This window comes from Nonomuraea typhae (assembly GCF_009760925.1).
GTDB lineage: Bacteria > Actinomycetota > Actinomycetes > Streptosporangiales > Streptosporangiaceae > Nonomuraea > Nonomuraea typhae.
On sequence record NZ_VRLV01000022.1, the window covers coordinates 27,888 to 47,118 of the forward strand.

At 71.0% G+C, this 19,231-nt stretch carries 17 protein-coding genes; 12 read left to right on the top strand and 5 right to left on the bottom strand.

What is annotated here, in order from left to right; translation table 11 throughout:
* Nucleotides 1-8: 8 nt before the first annotated feature.
* From FVE25_RS49255 to purL, 3 genes are all read left to right on the top strand, one after another.
* Nucleotides 9-392, top strand: coding sequence for an ATP-binding protein (locus FVE25_RS49255; RefSeq protein WP_157254327.1), 384 nt, complete (start codon nucleotides 9-11; stop codon nucleotides 390-392).
* Between the two features lie 119 nt (nucleotides 393-511).
* Nucleotides 512-1,195 (top strand): phosphoribosylformylglycinamidine synthase subunit PurQ, encoded by a 684-nt coding sequence (gene purQ, locus FVE25_RS49260; RefSeq protein WP_157254328.1) that lies wholly within the window; start codon nucleotides 512-514, stop codon nucleotides 1,193-1,195.
* Entirely contained in the window at nucleotides 1,192-3,447 is a 2,256-nt protein-coding gene (gene purL / locus FVE25_RS49265) for a phosphoribosylformylglycinamidine synthase subunit PurL (protein WP_157254329.1), read from the top strand. Before purQ ends, purL begins: the two co-directional genes overlap by 4 nt.
* 44 nt (nucleotides 3,448-3,491) lie before the next feature.
* Here the strand turns inward: purL and FVE25_RS49270 are convergent, their stop codons facing one another.
* Nucleotides 3,492-4,340, bottom strand: a complete 849-nt coding sequence (locus FVE25_RS49270) for a collagen-like domain-containing protein (protein WP_157254330.1) — start codon at nucleotides 4,338-4,340, stop codon at nucleotides 3,492-3,494.
* Nucleotides 4,341-4,569: 229 nt separating this feature from the next.
* Between FVE25_RS49270 and FVE25_RS49275 the strand changes: the two genes are divergently transcribed.
* Genes FVE25_RS49275 through FVE25_RS49295 form a run of 5 tightly spaced genes read left to right on the top strand, consistent with a single transcriptional unit; the run spans nucleotide 4,570 to nucleotide 9,330 of the window.
* Nucleotides 4,570-6,579, top strand: coding sequence for an adenylate/guanylate cyclase domain-containing protein (locus tag FVE25_RS49275; protein WP_219825986.1), 2,010 nt, complete (start codon nucleotides 4,570-4,572; stop codon nucleotides 6,577-6,579).
* A gap of 33 nt (nucleotides 6,580-6,612) precedes the next feature.
* Nucleotides 6,613-7,275, top strand: a complete 663-nt coding sequence (locus FVE25_RS49280; RefSeq protein ID WP_157254331.1) for a Crp/Fnr family transcriptional regulator — start codon at nucleotides 6,613-6,615, stop codon at nucleotides 7,273-7,275.
* A 46-nt stretch (nucleotides 7,276-7,321) separates the two neighbouring features.
* Nucleotides 7,322-8,764: an MFS transporter gene (locus FVE25_RS49285; protein WP_157254332.1), complete on the top strand. Its 1,443-nt coding sequence runs from the start codon at nucleotides 7,322-7,324 to the stop codon at nucleotides 8,762-8,764.
* Nucleotides 8,765-8,788: 24 nt separating this feature from the next.
* The gene (locus tag FVE25_RS49290) at nucleotides 8,789-9,013 is read left to right on the top strand and encodes a hypothetical protein (protein ID WP_246268685.1); all 225 of its coding nucleotides are present in this window, start codon (nucleotides 8,789-8,791) and stop codon (nucleotides 9,011-9,013) included.
* Nucleotides 9,010-9,330 carry a type II toxin-antitoxin system PemK/MazF family toxin gene (locus FVE25_RS49295; protein ID WP_157254333.1) on the top strand — a complete coding sequence of 107 codons (321 nt, stop codon included), beginning with the start codon at nucleotides 9,010-9,012 and terminating at the stop codon, nucleotides 9,328-9,330. Before FVE25_RS49290 ends, FVE25_RS49295 begins: the two co-directional genes overlap by 4 nt.
* Nucleotides 9,331-9,338: 8 nt before the next feature.
* Here FVE25_RS49295 and FVE25_RS49300 read toward each other — a convergent pair whose 3' ends face one another.
* A complete protein-coding gene (locus FVE25_RS49300) occupies nucleotides 9,339-9,995 on the bottom strand; it encodes a TetR/AcrR family transcriptional regulator (protein WP_246268711.1) in 657 nt (218 codons plus the stop codon).
* Nucleotides 9,996-10,067: 72 nt separating this feature from the next.
* Here FVE25_RS49300 and FVE25_RS49305 point away from each other — a divergent pair, with 72 nt between their 5' ends.
* A complete protein-coding gene (locus FVE25_RS49305) occupies nucleotides 10,068-11,477 on the top strand; it encodes a DHA2 family efflux MFS transporter permease subunit (protein ID WP_157254335.1) in 1,410 nt (469 codons plus the stop codon).
* Here the strand turns inward: FVE25_RS49305 and FVE25_RS49310 are convergent.
* Nucleotides 11,441-13,321: an ABC transporter ATP-binding protein gene (locus tag FVE25_RS49310; RefSeq protein ID WP_157254336.1), complete on the bottom strand. Its 1,881-nt coding sequence runs from the start codon at nucleotides 13,319-13,321 to the stop codon at nucleotides 11,441-11,443. The two genes, FVE25_RS49305 and FVE25_RS49310, sit on opposite strands and share 37 nt — an antisense overlap.
* 45 nt (nucleotides 13,322-13,366) lie before the next feature.
* Entirely contained in the window at nucleotides 13,367-15,322 is a 1,956-nt protein-coding gene (locus FVE25_RS49315) for a PhoX family protein (protein WP_157254477.1), read from the bottom strand.
* Nucleotides 15,323-15,538: 216 nt separating this feature from the next.
* On the opposite strand from FVE25_RS49315, the gene FVE25_RS49320 reads away from it, so the two are divergent.
* The 3 genes from FVE25_RS49320 to FVE25_RS49330 all read left to right on the top strand — a co-directional run bounded on the left by FVE25_RS49320 (nucleotide 15,539) and on the right by FVE25_RS49330 (nucleotide 17,457).
* Nucleotides 15,539-15,976 (top strand): sterol carrier family protein, encoded by a 438-nt coding sequence (locus FVE25_RS49320; RefSeq protein ID WP_157254337.1) that lies wholly within the window; start codon nucleotides 15,539-15,541, stop codon nucleotides 15,974-15,976.
* Nucleotides 15,977-16,099: 123 nt separating this feature from the next.
* A complete protein-coding gene (locus tag FVE25_RS49325) occupies nucleotides 16,100-16,402 on the top strand; it encodes a hypothetical protein (RefSeq protein WP_157254338.1) in 303 nt (100 codons plus the stop codon).
* 101 nt (nucleotides 16,403-16,503) lie between these two features.
* On the top strand, nucleotides 16,504-17,457 hold the full coding sequence (locus tag FVE25_RS49330; protein WP_157254339.1) for a hypothetical protein: 954 nt from the start codon (nucleotides 16,504-16,506) through the stop codon (nucleotides 17,455-17,457).
* Here the strand turns inward: FVE25_RS49330 and FVE25_RS49335 are convergent.
* Nucleotides 17,454-19,100, bottom strand: a complete 1,647-nt coding sequence (locus FVE25_RS49335) for a hypothetical protein (RefSeq protein ID WP_157254340.1) — start codon at nucleotides 19,098-19,100, stop codon at nucleotides 17,454-17,456. The genes FVE25_RS49330 and FVE25_RS49335 overlap by 4 nt on opposite strands.
* Between the last annotated feature and the right edge of the window lie 131 nt (nucleotides 19,101-19,231).

A 19,231-nucleotide genomic window follows, 5' to 3' on the forward strand; every position in this document is an offset into this window, starting at 1 on the left:
GCATACCGATGGTCAGGCGAGTACTCGGCGATGCCATGCGTTCGCTCAACGTGAGCGAGAGCTGTATCGCCGACATGCTGCTCGCCGTCTCCGAGGCGTGTTCCAACGCGGTGCGGCACGGGGGGCCCGCCAACCGCTACGAGGTCACGGCCGCCATCGGTTACGACCGATGTGACGTCCGCGTCGCCGACAACGGCGGCGGCCTGCCCTCGATGCCCCTCCACTTTCCGCCTCCGGAAACCGAGAACGGCCGTGGCCTGCTGATCATGCGCTCGGTCGTGGACGAGATCTCCTTCGGCGTCACCCCTGGCCAGGGCACCACCGTCCACCTGCGCAAGCGCTTGGAGTGGGACGAAAGCGACGTACGGCCGCGCGAGCTGGCCGCCGTCTGACCCAGGCCCTCACTGAGGCACGCCCACGCACCCGATAGATTGTGGGCACCGCCGCAGACCGCCATCCGCCAGGAAGAGATGGTGGCGCGTGCGTGCGCATCCTCGGAGGGGACGAAGTCATGAACCCTGCCCGCGTGGGCATAGTCACGTTTCCCGGCACACTCGACGACCAGGACGCCGCCAGAGCCGTGCGCCTGGCCGGCGCCGAGGCGGTCCCGCTGTGGCACGCCGACCACGACCTCAAGGGGGTCGACGCGGTCTTCCTGCCCGGCGGCTTCTCCTACGGCGACTACCTGCGCTGCGGGGCCATCTCCCGCTTCGCGCCGCTGATGGACGAGTTGATCCCCGCGGCCAAGGCCGGTCTGCCGGTGCTCGGCACCTGCAACGGCTTCCAGATCCTGTGCGAGGCCCATCTGCTGCCCGGCGCGCTGACCCGCAACGCCTCGCTGCACTACATCTGCCGCGACCAGAAGATCCGCGTGGAGTCCGCGGACACCGCCTGGACCCGTGACTTCGCCGCGGGCCAGGAGATCGTGCTGCCGATCAAGCACGGCGAGGGCCGCTACGTCGCCTCCGACGAGACGCTGACCGAGCTCGAGGCCAGCGGCCGGGTTGTCTTCCGCTACCTGGACGGCAACCCCAACGGCTCGCTCAACGACATCGCGGGCATCACCAACGAGGCGGGCAACGTCGTCGGCCTCATGCCGCACCCCGAGCACGCCGTCGAGGACCTCGTGGGAGCGCCCTCGACGGACGGCCGCGGCTTCTTCACCTCCATCCTCCGTAAGCTGGTGAACGCATGACCGACTCCGTGAAGCGGGCCGCAGAGACGCCCGACGAGGCCATGCCGTACGCCGAGCTCGGCATGAAGCGCGACGAGTACCAGCGCGTCGTGGAGATCCTGGGCCGCCGCCCGACCGGCTCCGAACTGGCCATCTACAGCGTCATGTGGTCCGAGCACTGCTCCTACAAGTCCTCCAAGGTGCACCTGCGGCAGTTCGCCACCAAGGCACCCAAGTCCGAGGCGCTGCTCGTCGGTATGGGGGAGAACGCCGGCGTCGTGGACATCGGCGACGGCTGGGCCGCCACGTTCAAGATCGAGTCGCACAACCACCCGTCCTACGTCGAACCCCACCAGGGCGCGGCCACCGGCGTCGGCGGCATCGTGCGCGACATCATGTCCATGGGCGCCCGCCCCATCGCCGTCATGGACGCGCTGCGCTTCGGCGGCGCCCACCAGCCGGACACCAAGCGGGTGCTGCCCGGCGTCGTCGAGGGCATCTCCTCCTACGGCAACTGCCTGGGCCTGCCCAACATCGGCGGGGAGGTCGTCTTCGACCCCTGCTACATCGGCAACCCGCTGGTCAACGCGCTCTGCGTCGGCCTGCTGCGCAAGGACCAGATCAAGCTGGCCACCGCGCCGGGCCCGGGCAACAAGGTCGTGCTGTTCGGCGCCGCCACCGGCCCCGACGGCATCGGCGGCGCCAGCGTCCTGGCCAGCGCCACGTTCGAGGACGAGTCCCAGGCCAAGCGGCCCGCCGTGCAGGTGGGCGACCCGTTCATGGAGAAGCTGCTCATCGAGTGCTGCCTGGAGCTGTACGCGGCCGACGTGGTCGTCGGCATCCAGGACCTCGGCGCGGCCGGCGTCTCCTGCGCGACCACCGAGCTGGCCGCCAAGGGCACCGGCGGCATGCACGTCGACCTCAACCTCGTCCCGCTCCGCGATCCCTCGCTCCGGCCCGAGGAGATCCTGATGAGCGAGTCGCAGGAGCGGATGATGGCCGTCGTGCGGCCCTCCGACATCCCGGCGTTCATGGCCATCTGCGAGAAGTGGGACGTGCCCGCCGTCGTCATCGGCGAGGTGACCGACACCGGCCGCCTGGTCATGACGTGGGACGGCGAGGTCATCGTGGACATCCCGCCGGGCACCGCGGCCGACGAGGGCCCGGTCTACGAGCGGCCCTTCCACGAGCCCGCCGGTCAGTCCGCGCTCAACGCCGACACCCCGGGCCGCCTGGAGCGCCCGGCCGACCTGCGCGCCACGCTCCTGCAGCTCCTCGGCTCGCCGAACCTGGCCTCCAAGGAGTGGGTGACCTCCCAGTACGACCGCTACGTGCGCTCCAACACCGTGCTGGCCCAGCCGGCGGACGCGGGCATGCTGCGCATCTCGGAGGCCATCGCGGGCGCCGAGCCCACGACGCGCGGGATCGCGCTGGCCACCGACGGCAACGGCCGCTACGCCAAGCTCGACCCGTACGCGGGCGCGCAGCTCGCGCTGGCCGAGGCGTACCGCAACGTGGCCGTCACCGGCGCCAAGCCGCTGGCCGTCACCAACTGCCTCAACTTCGGCTCGCCCGAGGACCCCGAGGTGATGTGGCAGTTCGCCGAGGCGGTGCGCGGCCTGGCCGACGCCTGCAAGGCGCTGGGCGTGCCGGTCACCGGCGGCAACGTCTCCTTCTACAACCAGACGGGCAGCGCCGCCATCCATCCCACGCCGGTCGTGGGCGTGCTCGGCGTCATCGAGGACGTGGCCAAGCGGGTTCCGTCCGGCTTCACCGCCGAGGGGCTGCGGATCGTGCTGCTGGGCGAGACCAAGGAGGAGTTCGGCGGCTCGGAGTGGGCGCACGTGGCGCACGGGCACCTGGGCGGGCTGCCGCCGGAGGCGGACCTGTTCGCCGAGGCGGCGCTGGCCACGGTGCTGGTCGAGGCGGCCGAGCGGGGACTGCTGGAGGGCTCGCACGACCTGTCCGACGGCGGGCTCGGCATCGCGCTGGCCGAGGCGTGCCTGGCCGCAGGGGTCGGGGCCACGGTGTCGCCGTCGCTGACCGGGGACGCCTTCACCGACCTGTTCAGCGAGTCCGCCGCGCGGGCGCTGGTCGCCGTCCGGCCGGAGGCGTTCGAGGAGTTCGCGGCGCTGTGCGGGCGGCACGAGGTGCCCTGCTACGGGCTGGGCACGACCGGCGGGACGTCGCTGGTCGTGGAGGGCGTGCTCGAGGTGCCGGTCGCCCAGTTGCGCGAGACGCACCAGGCGACGCTGCCCGACCTGCTGAGCTGAGGTTGCGGGGAAAGGGGTCGGTCGGACCGGCCCCTTTCCGCGTGTCAGACCTTCTTGAGGCAGACGACGTAGACGGTGCCGTTGTTGTTCCCACCGCCGCCGTGGCCTCCGCCCTGGACGGAGTAGTCGTTGTCACCGCCGTTGTTGTCCTTGGTGACCGTGACCGTCCAACTCCCGGCGCCGGAGGGGGCGCTGCCGCTCACGTGGTACTTGGTCGGGATGCCGGCGAAGCCGCCGCCGGTGGCCACGTCGTTGCCGTCGCAGGAGGCGGTGCCGGAACTGTAGCCGATGGACGAGGTCTTCTTGTAGGTGGTGTAGAGCGCGCCGCCGTCGCCCTTGGGGCCCTGGGGACCCTGGGGACCGGTGTCACCCTTGGGCCCCTCCGGGCCGTTCGCGCCCTTGGGGCCCTGCTCACCCTTCGGACCCTGCGCGCCGTCGGCGCCCTTCAGCCCCTGCGGGCCCTGAGGGCCGGTGTCGCCCTTGGGGCCCTGCTCGCCCTTGGCCCCGTCCTTGCCATCGGCACCCTTGGGACCCGCAGGACCCGCAGCACCGGCAGGACCTGTGGGACCTGTGGGACCGGCCGGACCCACTGGGCCCTTCGGGCCGGAGCCACCCGCCGGACCCTGCGGACCCGCCGGGCCGCGCTCGCCCTGCGGCCCCTGAACGCCGGACGTGCTCTGGGTCGTCCCGCCGCCGATGAGCACCCGCTCCTCGGTCTTCCTGCACGGGGTGCCCGGGTTGACGATGCGGGCGTAGCGCGTCTTCTTGTGCACGCACGCGTGCACCTCCCCGGCCGCGGAGGAGGATGCGGTGGCCACGCCACCGACGGTCAGCAGCGAGGCGGCCAGCGCGCCGACGGCGGCGAGCGGCAGCACACGGGTCTTGAGTGCCACGGTTGTCCTTCCAGAGAAACCTGATGCTCATGGTGAGCATGAGATTCACGCTTCAACCGTTCCAAAAGATGACAAGAACTACATAACGCATTCATAACTTACTGAGAGTGACGAACTGGACTTACCAACTCTGACTGACGGACCGCGTAAAACGACACACCGACCGGCCCCCCGGCAGAGGCATAATCAGGACTGATCCGGGGCCCCATGTCACCGCGGAGGGCGCACGTTGCCTACCGACCGTCCCTACCTGCCACCCGCCACCCAGCCGGTCAGAGCCGTCGTCTGGGCGGTCCATCTCGCGCTGCCGTTGCTCGGCCTGTGGCTGCTGCTGGCCGAGCCCGACGCCAACGTCCAGTGGCACCACAATCCCAGCCACTTCTGGATGATCCTGGCCGTCGCCGGGCTCAACGTCACCCTCGGCCTGATCGTGAGCGAGGCGTCCAGAAGGCGGCAGGACGCCCGGCTCTTCCTCGTCTCCATGGTCTTCCTGACCAGCGCCGGCTTCTTCTTCCTGCACGGCCTGGCCACGCCCGAGGTGATCCTGGAGCAGGGCTCGCTCGGCTTCGACATCGGCCAGCAGGTCGGCCTCTCCCTCGCGGCGGGCTTCGCCTTCGCCTCCGCCCTGCCGCTGGGCGAGAAGGCGGCGGCAGCCGTACTCGACGCGCAGCACGTCATCCGCGGCGCGCTCTTCGGCTTCCTCATCCTGTGGGGGCTGGCCTCGCTGCTGCCCGGCCTCACCCCGCTCAGCCAGCCGCCGCTGACCACCTTCCACGAAGCGCTGGTCTGGGGCTCGGTTCCCGGCGTGATCCTGTACGGCGTGGCGGCGGTGATGATGTTCCTCCTGCACCGCAGGCGCCCGGCGGCGATGCTGATCAGCCTGATCACCGCCTACGCGCTGCTGGGCGAGGCCATGATCGCCGGGATGTCCCAGCAGAACTGGCGGCTGAGCTGGTGGCTGTGGCACGTGCTGCTCTCGCTGGCGTTCGTGTTCGTCGGCTACAGCGCCTACCTGCAGTTCCGCCGCGAGGGGACGAGCGCGGGGCTGTTCGACTCGGTCACGCTGTCGGCGACGGTCGCCCGCATCAAGGCCGACTACGACCAGGCGCTGGAGGAACTGGTCGAGCACGTACGGCGGGGCGAGCCGCTGGCCGCGACCCGGCTGGCCGGCAAGTTCGACCTGACCGAGAGCCAGGCGGCCGTCCTCGACCGGGCCGGCGAGGCGCTGGCCAGCGAGCGGCGGCTGTCGGAGCGGCTGGCCGCGCTCGTGGACATCAGCGCCCGGACCCGGGTCGGCCTGCCGGAGACGGAGCTGCTGGCCAGTTCGCTGGAGCGGGTGCGGCAGGCGTACGGGGACGTCCGGATCGGCCTGGTCGCCCACGGCAGGGTGGACATCGGCTCACGTGAGTACGTCTTCGAGGGGTTCACCCCGGTCGCGCGGGACAACCTGGTGGCCTACCCGCTGACGGTCAAGGGAAAGCTGGCCGGGGCGCTGGAGGTGCCCGTGGGCCGTACCTCGCAGGACGAGGCGCTGGCGGCGACGCTGGCCGGGCAGTTGTCGATCTCGCTGGAGAACGCCCGCCTCTACCACGAGCTGGAGACGCTCTTCCGGCAGTACATGTCGCCGGACGTGGCCAAGGCGCTGCTCGCCGACCCGGCCCAGGCCGAGCTGGGCGGGCAGATGAAGCAGCTCACCGCGCTGTTCGCCGACCTCAAGGGGTTCACCACGTTCTCGGAGCGGGTGACGCCGGGCGAGATCGTGGAGATGCTCAACCGCTACCACACGGCGGCGGTCCCGTGCATTCTGGGCAACGGCGGCACGATCGTGCAGTTCGTCGGGGACGCCCTGCTGGCGTTGTTCAACGCGCCCGCCACGCAGAACGACCACGCGGCGGCGGCCTGCCGGGCGGCTCTGGCGATGCAGGCGGCGGCGGGCGAGATCGCCGCCGAGAGCAGGGGCGGCGAGGTGGAGTGGCCGACGTTCCGGGTCGGGATCAACACCGGGCCCGCGCTGGTCGGCAACATCGGCAGCCCTGAGCTGCGCGGTTTCAACGCGATGGGCGACTGCGTGAACGTGGCCGCGCGCCTGCAGGGGGTGGCCGAGCCGGGCACGGTGGTCATCGGCGGGACCACCCTCTCCCAGCTCGGCAGGGACGCCACCACGCTGCCTCTGGGCAAGCTGGAGCTCAAGGGCAAGGAAGAACGGGTGGATGCATACGTTCTGTTGGCAATGACATAGAAGCTCCGCCGGCCGTACGGGGATAATCACGCTATGAACCCTGAGCCCGGCGAGTTCACGTCCATGCTCACCCCCGCCGAGACGACCGCGCTGCATGCGGCGGGGCGGCCGCGGAAGTGGGAGCGCGGCGCCACGGTCATGACCGAGGGCGACGTTTCCGACTGGGTGCTGCTGCTGACCGAGGGGCGGGTGAAGTGTTCCTCGCACACCAGCAGCGGCACCGAGGTGGTGCTGGCGATTCGCGGGCCCGGGGCGTTGATCGGCGAGATGTCGGCGATCGACGGATCGCCGCGCTCGACCACGGTGACCTCGCTGGAGCCGATCGCGGGCATCGTGGTGCAGGACTTCACCGGGTACCTGCGCGAGCACGGGCGGGTGGCGGTGCTGCTCATGCAGCTGGTCACCGCGAAGTTGCGCGACAGCGACCGCAAGCGGATCGAGTACGGCGCCTTCGACACGACCGGGCGGGTGGCGACGCGGCTGATCGAGCTGGCCGAGCGCTATGGCGAGAAGACCAATGCCGGGGTGCGGGTGGCGCTGCCGCTGTCGCAGGACGAGCTGGCCGGTTGGACCGGCGCCTCGCGGGAGGCGGTCAGCAAGGCGCTGCGCTCGTTGCGCGACCGCGGGCTGATCGAGACCGGGCGGCGCCGGGTGGTCATCCACGACCTGGAGGGGCTGCGCAAGCGGGCCAGGTGAGGCCCCGGGGATAAAGCGGACGTACGTCGTACGTCATAGTGGAGGCATGGTCGCGGTCTCCCCCGATTACGCCAGCCGCCTCCGCTACGCCTGGCGGGTCGTCTCGGTCACCAGCCTGGGCCTCATCCTCATCGGCATCGCCGGCAGCACGCTCAACGTCGCCCTGCCCGCGGTCGTGCGGCACTTCCGGGCCGGGCCGTTCGAGTCGGGGTGGATCCTGCTGGCGTTCCTGCTGGTCAGTACGGCCAGCCTGGTGTTCTTCGGGCGCGTGGCCGACCTGCTCGGCCGGCGCGAGATCTACCTGACCGGCTTCGCCCTGTTCACGGCCGCCTCCCTGCTGGCCGGATTCGCGCCGGACGTGTGGTTCCTGATCGCCATGCGGGCCGTCCAGGCCATCGGCGCCGCCATGATCCTGGCCAACGGGACCGTCATCATCACCGACGCCTTCCCGCCCGACCGGCTCAGCCAGGGCATGGGCGTCTACATCGGCACCCTCTCGGTCGCCCAGCTCGCCGGGCCCACCCTCGGCGGCCTCATCGCCGAGACCGCCGGCTGGCAGTGGATCTTCTGGGTGAACGTGCCCGCCGGCGTGCTCGCCCTCGTGTGGGGCGCGATGACCCTGCGCAAGATGCCCAGGGGCCCGCGCGAGCCGGTGGACGCGCTGGGCAACGCCCTCGTCTTCGCCGCGCTGTCCGCGGTCCTGCTGGCCCTGTCGGAGGCCGGATCCCGCGGCCCCGCCAGCCCCGTGGTCCTGACCGGCGCCGCCATCTTCGTGGTGCTCGCCCCGTTGATCGTGGTCGTGGAACGGCGGGCCTCCCATCCGGTCCTGAACATGACGTTGTTCACCGGCCGCATGCTGGCCTGCGCCAACCTGGCCTCGTTCTGCAACGCGCTGGCCAGGTCGGCGCTGATCCTCGTGGTGGCCCTGTACTTCCAGGCGGCGCGCGGGGCGGACGCCTTCACCGCGGGCCTGAGCGTGCTCCCCCTCCCCGTCGGCATGGGCCTGGCCTCCCCCATCGCCGGCGCCCTGGGCAGGCGGCTCTCCCCGTACACGCTGGCCATCGTCGGCTCGGCTTTCAGCGCCCTGGGCCTCGGCGTCCTGACGCTCACGGCCGACCCGGCCACGCCGTACGGGCTCATCGGGGTCGGCCTGTTCCTGGCCGGCTGCGGCAGCGGCACCTTCCTGACCGGCAACACCACCCAGGTCATGACCGCCCTGCCCAGCGGAAGCCTCGGGGTGGTGAACGGCTTCCGCATCATGATCATGAACGTGGGCTTCGTGCTGAGCGTGGGCCTGTCGCTGAGCCTGATCACCAGCTCCGTGGGCCCCGCCCTCCGCAACCAGGTGTACGCGGCGACGCTGTCCCAGCTCTCCCCGGTGGCCGTGGACCAGCTCATGACCGGCTTCCAGCGCACCTACGCGGTCCTGTTCACCGTCGCCCTCCTCGGCACCGCCTTGTCGGCCTTCGCGCGGACACCGAAGGTGTAATACAAAACGTGTTACACTGAGTGCATGGGGACGCTCAACGTGCGCACCGATGAGGCCATGGAAACCGCTCTGCGCGCCCTGGCAGGGGACAGTCGCAGCAGGTCAGAGGCAGTTCGCTATGCGATCATGCGAGCCTACAAAGAGCTTCTGCTCGAGCAGGCGCAGGAGGATGCCGAGAGGCTACGCAACGATGCCGACGATCAGGCTGAGATGCTGGCCATCCAGCGCTTCATGGGAGTCGCGGAGTGATCTTCCGCGGAGCGATCCGCGAGGTGAAACCCTTTACCGGTGGTCGCGGCCATGAACAGCAAGGGAAGCGGTACGGAATAGTGATTCAGTCCGGCCGGTTCGCGACGAGCACCGTGACCGTGGCGTTGACCTCGACAAGTGCCGGTCCCGCGATCTACCGACCCGAGATCGAGTTCGATGGCGTCAAGACCCGGGTCCTTACCGACCAGATCTACTCGGTGGACCCGAGCAGACTCGGCCTTTTCAAGGGCGGCCTTGAGCCGCACGAGATCGCCGACCTGGACCGTGCGCTCATGCTCAAACTCGGCCTCTTCTGAGGCCCTGGTCATGCCTTCGCGCGGGCCAGGGCCTCGATGCCGGCAAGGATGAGTTCCATGCCGAAGGAGTCGTAGAGGGCGGGGTCCATGTCGCCGACCATGGGGGCGGCCATCTCCACCAGGTGCGGGTAGCGGTCGGCGGGCAGGGACTGCAGGCCGAGGCGCTTGACCCGGAGGACCTCCTTGACCTGCTCCGGGGTGCGGCCGGTGCGGAGGTGGACCGGGGCGTCGGCGATGGCGATGGCGCTCTGGAGGATGTACTTGGTGATCAGGCAGCTTTCCTCCACGTCGAACCCGGCGGCGCGGGCCAGGCCGAGGGTGTGGTCCCAGACGACCAGGAAGCTGGGGACCTGGGTCTGGTCGATCTGTTCCAGGACGGTTTTGGCGCAGGGGTAGCGGCGCAGCGTTCTGATCAGGCCCTGGGTCAGCTCACGTAGCTGGTCCAGCCAGGGGCGGCCGTCGTCGGGCGCGACGGCGAAGCCGGCGATCAGGTGGTCGGCCATGCCGGTGAGCAGTTGTTCCTTGTTCTTGAAGTGCCAGTAGAGCGCCATGGGCGTGACGCCCAGGTCGGTGGCCAGGCGTCTGATGGTGACCGCCTCGAGCCCTTCGCCGTCACCGATCTCCAGGGCCCTTTCGACGATCGCTTCGGCGCTCAGTTTTCCCATCACGGTTGACAACTATACGCCGTACAAGTTCTCCTATACGTCGTACAAGTACGGCGTATAGGAAGGTACGGCATGCGCAGGCGATGGGTGCTGGGCGCGGTGACGCTCGGGTCTTTCATGACCTATCTCGACAACAACGTGCAGAACGTGGCGTTGCCCACGATCCAGCGGGAGCTCGGGCTCACGCTCGCGGGGCTGGAGTGGGTCACGACGGCCTACATCCTCCTTTTCGCCGGGCTCATGCTGGCCGGGGGCAGGCTGGCCGATCTGTTCGGGGCGCGGCGGGTGTTTCTCGGCGGGCTGGCGGTCTTCACCCTCGCCTCGCTGGTCGCGGGGCTGGCCACCACCGGGACCATGCTGATCGCGGCCAGGGCCGTGCAGGGCGTGGGCGCGGCGCTGCTCACGCCGGCCGCGCTGGCGCTGTTGTCACAGGTCTTCCCCGAGCCCGCCGAACGCGGGCGGGCCGTCGGCATCTGGAGCGCCGCGGGCGCGCTGTCCATGGCGCTCGGGCCGGTCGCCGGCGGCTTCATCAGCGAGAGCCTGCACTGGAGCTGGATCTACCTGATCAACGTGCCCATCGGGGCCGGTGCGCTCTGGGTGGCCCATCGGTCGCTGCCGTCCGCGCAGATCCGGGTACGGCACCGCCTCGACCTGCCCGGGCTGGCCGGCTCCACCGTCGCCCTGTTCGCGCTGACCTACGCGCTCATCGAGGGGCCGGTGGCCGGGTGGACGGCGCCGGTGATCCTCGGCTCCTTCGCCGTCGCCGCCCTGGCCGCCGGGGTCTTCCTCGTCGTCGAGACCCGCTCGGACGAGCCGATGATCGACCTGTCGTTGTTCCGCTCCCGGGTGTTCGGCGGCGGGTTGCTGAGCATGGGCGTGTGGTCGTTCGGCGTGTTCGGCATCTACTTCTTCAGCGCGCTCTGGCTGCAGAACGTGCTCGGTTTCTCCCCCACGCAGGCCGGGGCCGCGTTCGTGCCGATGGCGCTGCTCATGGCGGTCGTCGCCGTCCTGTCACAGCGGCTGGCCGCCGCGATCGGCATCGGCCCGGCCGTGGCGCTCGGCCTCGTGCTGATGGCGGCGGCCATCTTCATGCTCTCCGGCGTCGGCGCCGGCGGCGGGTACGGCGACGTGCTGCCCTGGTTCCTGCTCTACGGGCTGGGCGGCGGCATGCTGGTGCCGCTGACCGCGGCCATCCTGGGCGCCCTGCCGGAGGGCCGCGGCGGCGTCGCCTCCGGGGTGCTGAACGTCTCCCGTGAGGTGTTCGGGCTGCTCGGCATCACCGTCCTCGGCGCGATCCTCACCTCCCGGCAGAGCGGCAGCGGCCTGGCGCCGCTGGCCGCCTTCCTCGACGCCTACCAGTTCACGCTGGTGATCGCGGCGGCGATCGTGCTGGCGGGGGTGCCGGTGAGCCTGTTCGCGCTCCGGCGGGGCCGTACCCGGAGCCTTCACGCGGCCTCGGAGATGGCCGGGTCGGCGAACTGAGTGCGGTAGAGCTCCTCGTAGCGTCCGCCGAGGGCCAGCAGCTCCTCGTGGGTGCCCCGCTCGGCCACCCGGCCGTCCTCGATCACCAGGATGAGGTCGGCGGCGCGGATCGTGGACAGGCGGTGCGCGATCACCACCGCGGTGCGGCCGTCGAGCGCCTCGGCCAGCGCCGCCTGCACGGCCGCCTCGTTGGTGGAGTCGAGGGCGGCGGTGGCCTCGTCCAGGATCACGACCTGGGGCTTGGCCAGCAGGAGGCGGGCGATGGTCAGCCGCTGGCGCTCGCCGCCGGACAGGCGGTAGCCGCGCTCGCCGACGACGGTGTCCAGCTGGTCGGGCAGCGACTCGATCAGCCCGGCCAGGCGGGCCCTGCGCAGGGCGTCCCACATCTCGTCCTCGGTGGCCTCCGGACGGGCGAAGAGCAGGTTGCCGCGGATCGTGTCGTGGAACAGGTGACCGTCCTGGGTGACCATGCCCAGGGTCCGCCGGATGGAGTCGGCGCTCAGCTCACGCACGTCCACGCCGCCGAGCCGTACCTGACCCGCGTCCACGTCGTAGAGGCGGGGCAGGAGCTGCGCGATCGTCGACTTGCCCGCGCCCGAGGAGCCCACGAGCGCGACCATCTGGCCGGGCTCGGCGGTGAAGGAGATGCCGTGCAGCACCTGCTCGCCGCCGCGGGTGTCGAGCGTCGCGACCTCCTCCAGGGAGGCGAGCGAGACCTTGTCGGCCGACGGGTAGGCGAAGCGCACGTCGTCGAACTCCACCCGCGCGGGTCCTTCGGGTACGGCACGCGCCCCCGGCTTGTCCTTGATCAGCGGCTCCAGGTCGAGCACCTCGAAGACGCGCTCGAAGCTGACCAGGGCGCTCATCACGTCCACGCGGGCGCTGGCCAGGTTGGTCAGCGGCGCGTACAGGCGGGTCAGCAGCAGCGCCAGCGCCACCACCGAGCCGGGGTCGAGCTGGCCGCGCAGCGCGTAGAAGCCGCCGAGGCCGTAGACCAGGGAGAGCGCGAGCGCGGAGACGAGCGTGAGGGCGGTGACGAAGACGTACTGGGTCATGGCGGTGCGCACGCCGATGTCGCGCACCCTCCTGGCCCGGGCGGCGAACTCGGCCGACTCCCTGGCCGGGCGGCCGAACAGCTTCACCAGCGTCGCGCCTGGCGCGGAGAACCGCTCGGTCATCTGGGTGCTCATGGCCGCGTTGTGGTCGGCGGCCTCGCGGCGCAGCCCGGCGATCTTGACGCCCATGCGCCGGGCGGGCAGCACGAACACCGGCAGCAGGATCAGCGCCAGCAGCGTGATCTGCCACGAGATGCCGATCATGACGGTCAGCGTGAGCACGAGCGTGACCACGTTGCCGGCGACGCTGGACAGCGTGTCGGTGAAGGCCCGCTGGGCGCCGATCACGTCGTTGTTGAGGCGGCTGACCAGGGCGCCGGTGCGGGTCCTGGTGAAGAAGGCGACCGGCATGCGCTGGACGTGGTCGAAGACCGCCGTGCGCAGGTCGAGGATGAGGCCCTCGCCCAGGCCCGCCGACAACCAGCGGCTGATCAGGCCGAGGCCCGCCTCGGCCAGCGCCAGGCCGGCGATGAGGACGGCGAGGCCGACCACGGTGCCGAGTGGTTCGGCCTTGACGATGGCGTCCACCACCCGCCCCGCGAGCACGGGCCCGAGCACGGCCATGCCCGCCATCACCACGCTGAGCACCAGATACACGGTGATCCTGCGGCGGTGAGGGCGGGCGAAGGCGCCTATGCGTTTCAGCGTTTCCTTGGACAGGGGCCTGCGGTCACGCTGGTTGTTGTTCATCGAGTAAAGCTGGTGCCACGCGGTCATCTCCATGCTCATGGAGACGACGGTAAGAGCTCAACCTTACTTGAGGTCAAGCGAATTTCAGGAGCCGATCTCCCTGCCCCTAGCGTGCCACACCACCGCGACCGACGGGCGCGGCTGGGTGCCGTCGGGCCAGCGGCTGGCCGGGTTGTCCGGGGTGGCGCCGTCGATCTCGCCCGGGTGCTGAACGGCCACGAAGACGCTGCGCTGGTCGTTGGTCACCATGGGGCCGCAGGTCTCCGCGCCAATCGGCACCGTGAGGAACTGGCGCACGTAGCCGCGCTCCGGCCCCCGCACCGGGGTGACGAACAGGCCGTCGTTGGAACCCAGGGCGTTGCCGTCCGTCGAGATCCACAGGTTGCCGTCACGGTCGAAGGCGAGGTTGTCCGGGCAGGAGATCGGCGAGACCTTGGTCTTGTCGTAGCCGGCGAAGTACGTCGCCGGGTCGTTCGGGTCACCGCAGACCAGCGGCAGCGACCAGGCGAACGTGACGCCCGAGCCCTCGACGATCTCCACCACGTGGCCGTGCTTGTTCGACGGGCGCGGGTTGGCCTCGTCCACCTGGGCGGGGGTACGGGAGGAGTTGTTGGTCAGGGCCACGTAGACCGCGCCGGTGACCGGGTTGCGCTCGACGTCCTCGGGCCGGTCCATCTTGGTCGCGCCCACCTTGTCGGCGGCCGCGCGCGTGTAGATGAGCACCTCGGCCGCGCTCATCCCCTCCACGTGCGACTGGTTGCCCGTCACCAGCGGGACCCACTCGCCCGAGCCGTCGAAGGCGCCGTCCTGCGGCAGCCGGCCGGAGCCGTCGATCTCCGTCTTGGGGCTGTCGCCGGTGAACCGGGCCACGTACAGCGTGCCGTCGTCGAGGAGCCTGCGGTTGTTCGAGTCGTGGCCCGGGATGTACCTGCGGCGCGAGACGAACTTGTAGACGTACTCGAAGCGCGAGTCGTCACCCATGTACACCACGAGACGGCCGTCCCTGCCGACGTGCGTGGTGGCGGCCTCGTGCTTGAAGCGGCCCAGGGCGGTGCGCTTGATCGGCTCGGAATCCGGGTCGAACGGGTCGATCTCCACGATCCACCCGAAGCGGTTGGCCTCGTTCGGGTGCTTGGCCAGGTCGAAGCGCTCGTCCACCTTGTCGAAGCGGCGGTTGCCGCTCGGGATGTTGGTGGGGATCGTGTAGCGGGCGACGTTGGGGTTGTTCCGGTCGCCGTTGACGAAGTACTGGTCGAAGTTCTCCTCGGCGGTCAGCACGGTGCCCCACGGGGTGGTGCCGCCGGCGCAGTTGTTCAGCATGCCGACCGGCTTCAGCCCGGCCGGGTCGGCGGCGGTCTTGAGCAGGTCGTGGCCCGCGGCCGGACCGGAGAACCGCATCGGCGTCTGGGCGGTGACGCGGCGGTTGTACCGGCGGCGCCCGCGGGTCACCAGCCGCCACTGGCCGGTCCAGCTCACCCGCTCGACCTCCACGACCGAGCCGCCGTGGGCCATCATGGCGATCTTGATCTGCTCGGGCGTCGCGGTGGCCGGGGTGTAGCCGCGGAACATCAGCGACTCGTCGGTGTACTCGTGGTTGACCCAGAGCAGGCCGCGGTCGTGGCCCATCGGGAACAACGTCACGAAGTCGCAGTTGTAGCCGAACTGCTTGGCCTGCGCGTCCGCCGTCTGGTTGTCGAAGTCGAAGGCGGGCGCGTCCCGCAGCACCGGGTCGCCCCAGCGCACCACGACCGAGGAGCGGTAGCCGTCCGGCACGCGCAGCGCGTCGTCCTTGTTGGGGGCCACCGGTGTGAAGCGCAGCCGGCCGCGACCGTGGCGCGCGGCCTCGGCCTCACCCGTCAGCTCGATCTCGTCCGCCATGGCGGGCACGGCTCCCGCCACGCCCACCCCGACGACCAGCGCACCCAGCGCACCCGCGCGCAGCGCGCCGCGGCGCGACAGGGCCTTGGCCGCGATGTCGCCGAAGTAGGAGTTCGTGCTGGGGTTGGCCACGTCATGAGCGCACGCGTTGCCGCATCGCATCTGGCACGTCAGGGCGGATCGGCCGCCCTTGTGCGAGTCGGAGAGCAGGGGCAGCAGCACGGGGTCCTCCAAGGTGGTGCACAATCGTTCGGCCGGGACGTTACGGCCGAATTCGGAACCGCTGGTGAACGACGGTCACCGAGTCGATGAACGCTGGCTGGGTGGATACCGCAGCGCCCAGGGTAATGACGCCAGGGGCGTTGGAGAATGGAAACCATGGCAGCCAGGAAGATCGACCCCGACAAGCTCAGGGCGGCGCTCGACGCGCAGCTCATCGCCAATGACCAGCCGGAATACGACGGCCCTGCGGCCCGGCTGGCCGACGCGCTGGTCGCGGCCGTGGTGAGCGCCTACGACCGGGGGGCCACGCCGGAGCGGGCGGCCGAGCGGCTGGCCGTACGGCATCTTCTGGAACGGCTGGCCGCGGCGGCGCCCGGGCGGACGGTGGAGGTCAGGGTGCCGCCGCACGCGGCGGTGCAGGCGATCGCGGGGCCCAGGCACACGCGCGGGACGCCGCCGAACGTGATCGAGACCGATGCCAGGACCTGGATCGACCTGGCTCTGGGACGGATCGGGTGGGACGAGGCGATGGCCAAGGGGTCGGTGTCGGCCAGTGGGGCACGCGCCGATCTTTCCGGATATTTGCCGATCTAGGCAGGTGGCTGGCGTCGTGATCCGCACCCTTTCGCCACGCCAGGCTGCCGCTACGGACAGTAGTAGATCGACTGCCGTCAGTTAAGGATGGGGAGGTCTTTCCGTCGACAGAAGGGAAACCTCATGCGTCCCGTCCCCCTCATGCTGGCGGTGGCGGCGGCCGCGACCGTGGCGTTCGCCGGCCCCGCCCTCGCCGCACCAGGCGTCGTGATCCTCACCGCACCGAACGGCGAGGAACTGGTCGTCGAGAACCCCGAGCCTCGCGCATGCCACCCCGGCACCGGCCTCCACAGCCGCGTGGCCAACTTCACCGAAGGCGTCATCCTGGTCTTCCCCGACGGCGCATGCCGGACCAGGATCTTCAACCCGGTCCACCCCGGCGAGATCCGGCTGGACGACGTCGGCAGCTTCATGGCACTTGACTGACCGATGAAGCCGGACCAGGCGGCCACGGTGAGGGCGGCCGTCTGGTCCGGGCGACACTTTTGGTCTCCCCGAGCCGTTGTCCGGATGACGGGGGGAGATACATGGGCTTATGGAAGACGACCGCCTGGTCGATGGCGGGCTACACGCTGGGAATGGCCATAGCCGCGGCCGCGCTGACGCCGCCCGTGCTGGAGGTGGCCGCGCAGGATGAGCGGGCCACCCGGACCGCGACCGCGACAGTGGACGAGATCTTCTTCTACAAGAAGAACATCAGTGGCGTCGGCCTGGTCTGGACGGACGAGGATGGTTTCGCCCGCTACTCCGCCACCCAGATGGACGAACTCCCGCCGGGCAGCACGGTGTCCATCCGGTACGGCGACGGCGGCCTGGCCTTCCCGGTGGAGGGCAACTTCCCCGAGCCGGGCGATGGGCACCGCGCCCTGTTGATCGTCCTGCTGATCGCGCTACCGGTGGCGTGGCTGCCCCTCGGGGTCCGCCTGGTGATGAACGGGCGCGCCGCCCGCGCTCCCGGGCAGCCGTGCAGGGTACGGCCGGCCCGGCTGATCCAGCACCAAACCGGACACCGCACCGCCAAATGGGCGGCCGCCTACCTGGTTCTGGCCCTGGAAGACGGCGAGCCGCGCATGCAGCGGATCTACTGGCACGCCGACCTGGACCACATGACCGATGCGCAGGACACCGTACCCGCGACGGCCAGAATCGCCGGGGGCAGGGCAGTGGTGGACCTCAGAAACGGCACGCGGCTGTGGCCCGCGGGATCCTTGCGGCACCGCTTCCCGCGCAAGTGGCAGAGCTACCACCGCCCGAGCCGGCCGCCGCGCTGGCCCGGGCCGTCGATGCTCCAACTCCCCCTCTTCGCGCTCGCCGCCGTGCCCATCGGCTTGATGTACGGGCTGAACGTCGCGGTGGCGGCGGTCGGCACGGCCCTCGCGGTGATCGCCGGGCTGTGGGGCTGGTACGGCGGCGAGCCCTACTACGCCGCCGAAGCCCCGTACTTCGACGAACCCAGGAAACGCCGACGCAAGAAGCGTTAGGGCGTGCTCCAGGGAAGCTTGTCCTGGACACAGCGCTCGGCGAGGTTCGGCGGGAGGTTGCTGCACTCGGCGAAGTAGCTGCGGATCCCGAAGAAGGCCGCCACCGCCAGGACCAGCGTCAGAACGCCCAGGGCGATGCCGGTCCAGGCCATCCCCTTGCTCGCGCCCTTGGAGAGCGCCACCGCGCCCAGCACGATCGCGATGATCGCGGTGAGCACGCCGGTGAAACACACCAGCAGCAGGAACACACTGGCCACGCCCAGCACCAGCGAGGCCACGGACAGGCCGTTGCCCGGCTTCTTCTGCGCCCAGTCCGGCGGGTACGGGCCGCTGCCCGGAGGCGGGGTGTAGGCGCCGCCCGCCGGAGGCGGGTACGCCGGGCCGCCGGGGGCGCCGCCGTACGGGCTGGACGGGGTCGAACCCGGGACGGACGGTTCCCCTGCGTGCGGCTCCGCGCCACCGTACGGCGAGGCGCCGGGAACCGGGCCTTCCGCCGGGCTCGGAGCGGCCGCGGCGTAGGGGTCCCTGGATGGGCCGGTGCCGTAGGGCGACTCACCGCTGCCGGGAGTTCCCGCAGCGCCCGGACCAGACGTGCCGGAACCTGGAGCGCCTGGGCCCGGCCCGCCTGGGCCTGGTGCGCCTGGGTCTTGTGTGCCGCCTTGTCCTGCGGCTGCCGCTGCGGCGGCCCCTGCTGCTGCGCCGCCCGCACCGGCTCCGAAGGCGGCTCCGGTGTCGGAGCCATAAGAAGGTGTGTCGCCGTAGGTCTCGGCGGTGCCGTACTCCTTGGGGCCGCCCGTGTAGGGGTCGGCCGGGGCGAAGGACGGGCGGTCGGCGGGAGTGGGCGGGTCGTAGCGCGAGGGCTGCGGGCCCGACGTGGGTGTGCCGCCGGGGCTTTCCCAGGTCGAGGTGGGTGAGGAGCTTTCCCAGCCGGGGTAGGACGGCGTGGCGCCCGGGATCGGGTACGCCTGGGTCTCCTCCGGCTGTCCCGCCTCCGGTGCCGCGGGCTGCTCGGGCGACTTCCAGGGCTGCTCCGTGCCGGTCTCCGGCCAGCCGGGCGTCTCCTGGCCGGTGGGCTGCCCGGGTGACGGCCAGGTGGAGGTCTCCGACTGGCCGGCGGCCGGCGTCTCCCAGGGGCCGGCGGGTTCGGGCGCGTCGTCGCGGGCCCACGCGGGAAGCTCGTAGGCGGTGGTGCTCTCGGCGTCCTGCGGCGCCGGCGCGTCCGGCTGGTCCCACGGGGACGGCTGCGGCGCGGGCGGCGGCGGCACGGGCGGGGTCTCCGGCGGCACGACCGGCGGCGCGGGCACGATCGGCTCCTCCGCCGCCGCGGCCCCCCACCCCGAGGGCTCACCCGCCTGCGTGCGCCACGGCTCAGACGGCTCGGACGGCTGACCCGCCTGCGTCCGCCACGGCTCGGACGGCTCACCCGTCTGCGTGCGCCACGGCTCGGACGGCTGGGGCGCTGTGGGCTCGTCGGACATCGCGGGCTCGTCCACCCACCACGAGGCGGGCGGCTGCTCGGACTCGGGCGGCTCGGGCAGCTCATCCGAGGGCGGCGTGGGCTGCTCGGCCTCGTCTGGCGTGTCTTGCGAGGGACGGCCGTCCGCAGGTGGGCGCGGCTGGTTCGGGTCCCCAGGTGTGGTCACGTCTGCGTCTCCCGACTGGTCGTCATGCCGGATACTCCACCTTTGCGCGCACCTGCCACAGGCAACCGCTCGACACGGTAAGAGTCCGCCCATGCTTGGTCCACGGTGCGCCAAAACCGCTGGCGGCGGGC

Coding starts and splice junctions, on each gene's coding strand:
- FVE25_RS49300 (WP_246268711.1), bottom strand. CDS start 9,995: ATGGGAAAACTGAGCGCCGAAGCGATCGTCGAAAGGGCCCTGGAGATC.
- FVE25_RS49330 (WP_157254339.1), top strand. CDS start 16,504: ATGGGCTTATGGAAGACGACCGCCTGGTCGATGGCGGGCTACACGCTG.
- FVE25_RS49290 (WP_246268685.1), top strand. CDS start 8,789: ATGGGGACGCTCAACGTGCGCACCGATGAGGCCATGGAAACCGCTCTG.
- FVE25_RS49320 (WP_157254337.1), top strand. CDS start 15,539: ATGGCAGCCAGGAAGATCGACCCCGACAAGCTCAGGGCGGCGCTCGAC.
- FVE25_RS49280 (WP_157254331.1), top strand. CDS start 6,613: ATGAACCCTGAGCCCGGCGAGTTCACGTCCATGCTCACCCCCGCCGAG.
- FVE25_RS49305 (WP_157254335.1), top strand. CDS start 10,068: ATGCGCAGGCGATGGGTGCTGGGCGCGGTGACGCTCGGGTCTTTCATG.
- FVE25_RS49255 (WP_157254327.1), top strand. CDS start 9: ATGGTCAGGCGAGTACTCGGCGATGCCATGCGTTCGCTCAACGTGAGC.
- purQ (WP_157254328.1), top strand. CDS start 512: ATGAACCCTGCCCGCGTGGGCATAGTCACGTTTCCCGGCACACTCGAC.
- FVE25_RS49285 (WP_157254332.1), top strand. CDS start 7,322: ATGGTCGCGGTCTCCCCCGATTACGCCAGCCGCCTCCGCTACGCCTGG.
- purL (WP_157254329.1), top strand. CDS start 1,192: ATGACCGACTCCGTGAAGCGGGCCGCAGAGACGCCCGACGAGGCCATG.
- FVE25_RS49310 (WP_157254336.1), bottom strand. CDS start 13,321: ATGAGCATGGAGATGACCGCGTGGCACCAGCTTTACTCGATGAACAAC.
- FVE25_RS49325 (WP_157254338.1), top strand. CDS start 16,100: ATGCGTCCCGTCCCCCTCATGCTGGCGGTGGCGGCGGCCGCGACCGTG.
- FVE25_RS49315 (WP_157254477.1), bottom strand. CDS start 15,322: ATGCGATGCGGCAACGCGTGCGCTCATGACGTGGCCAACCCCAGCACG.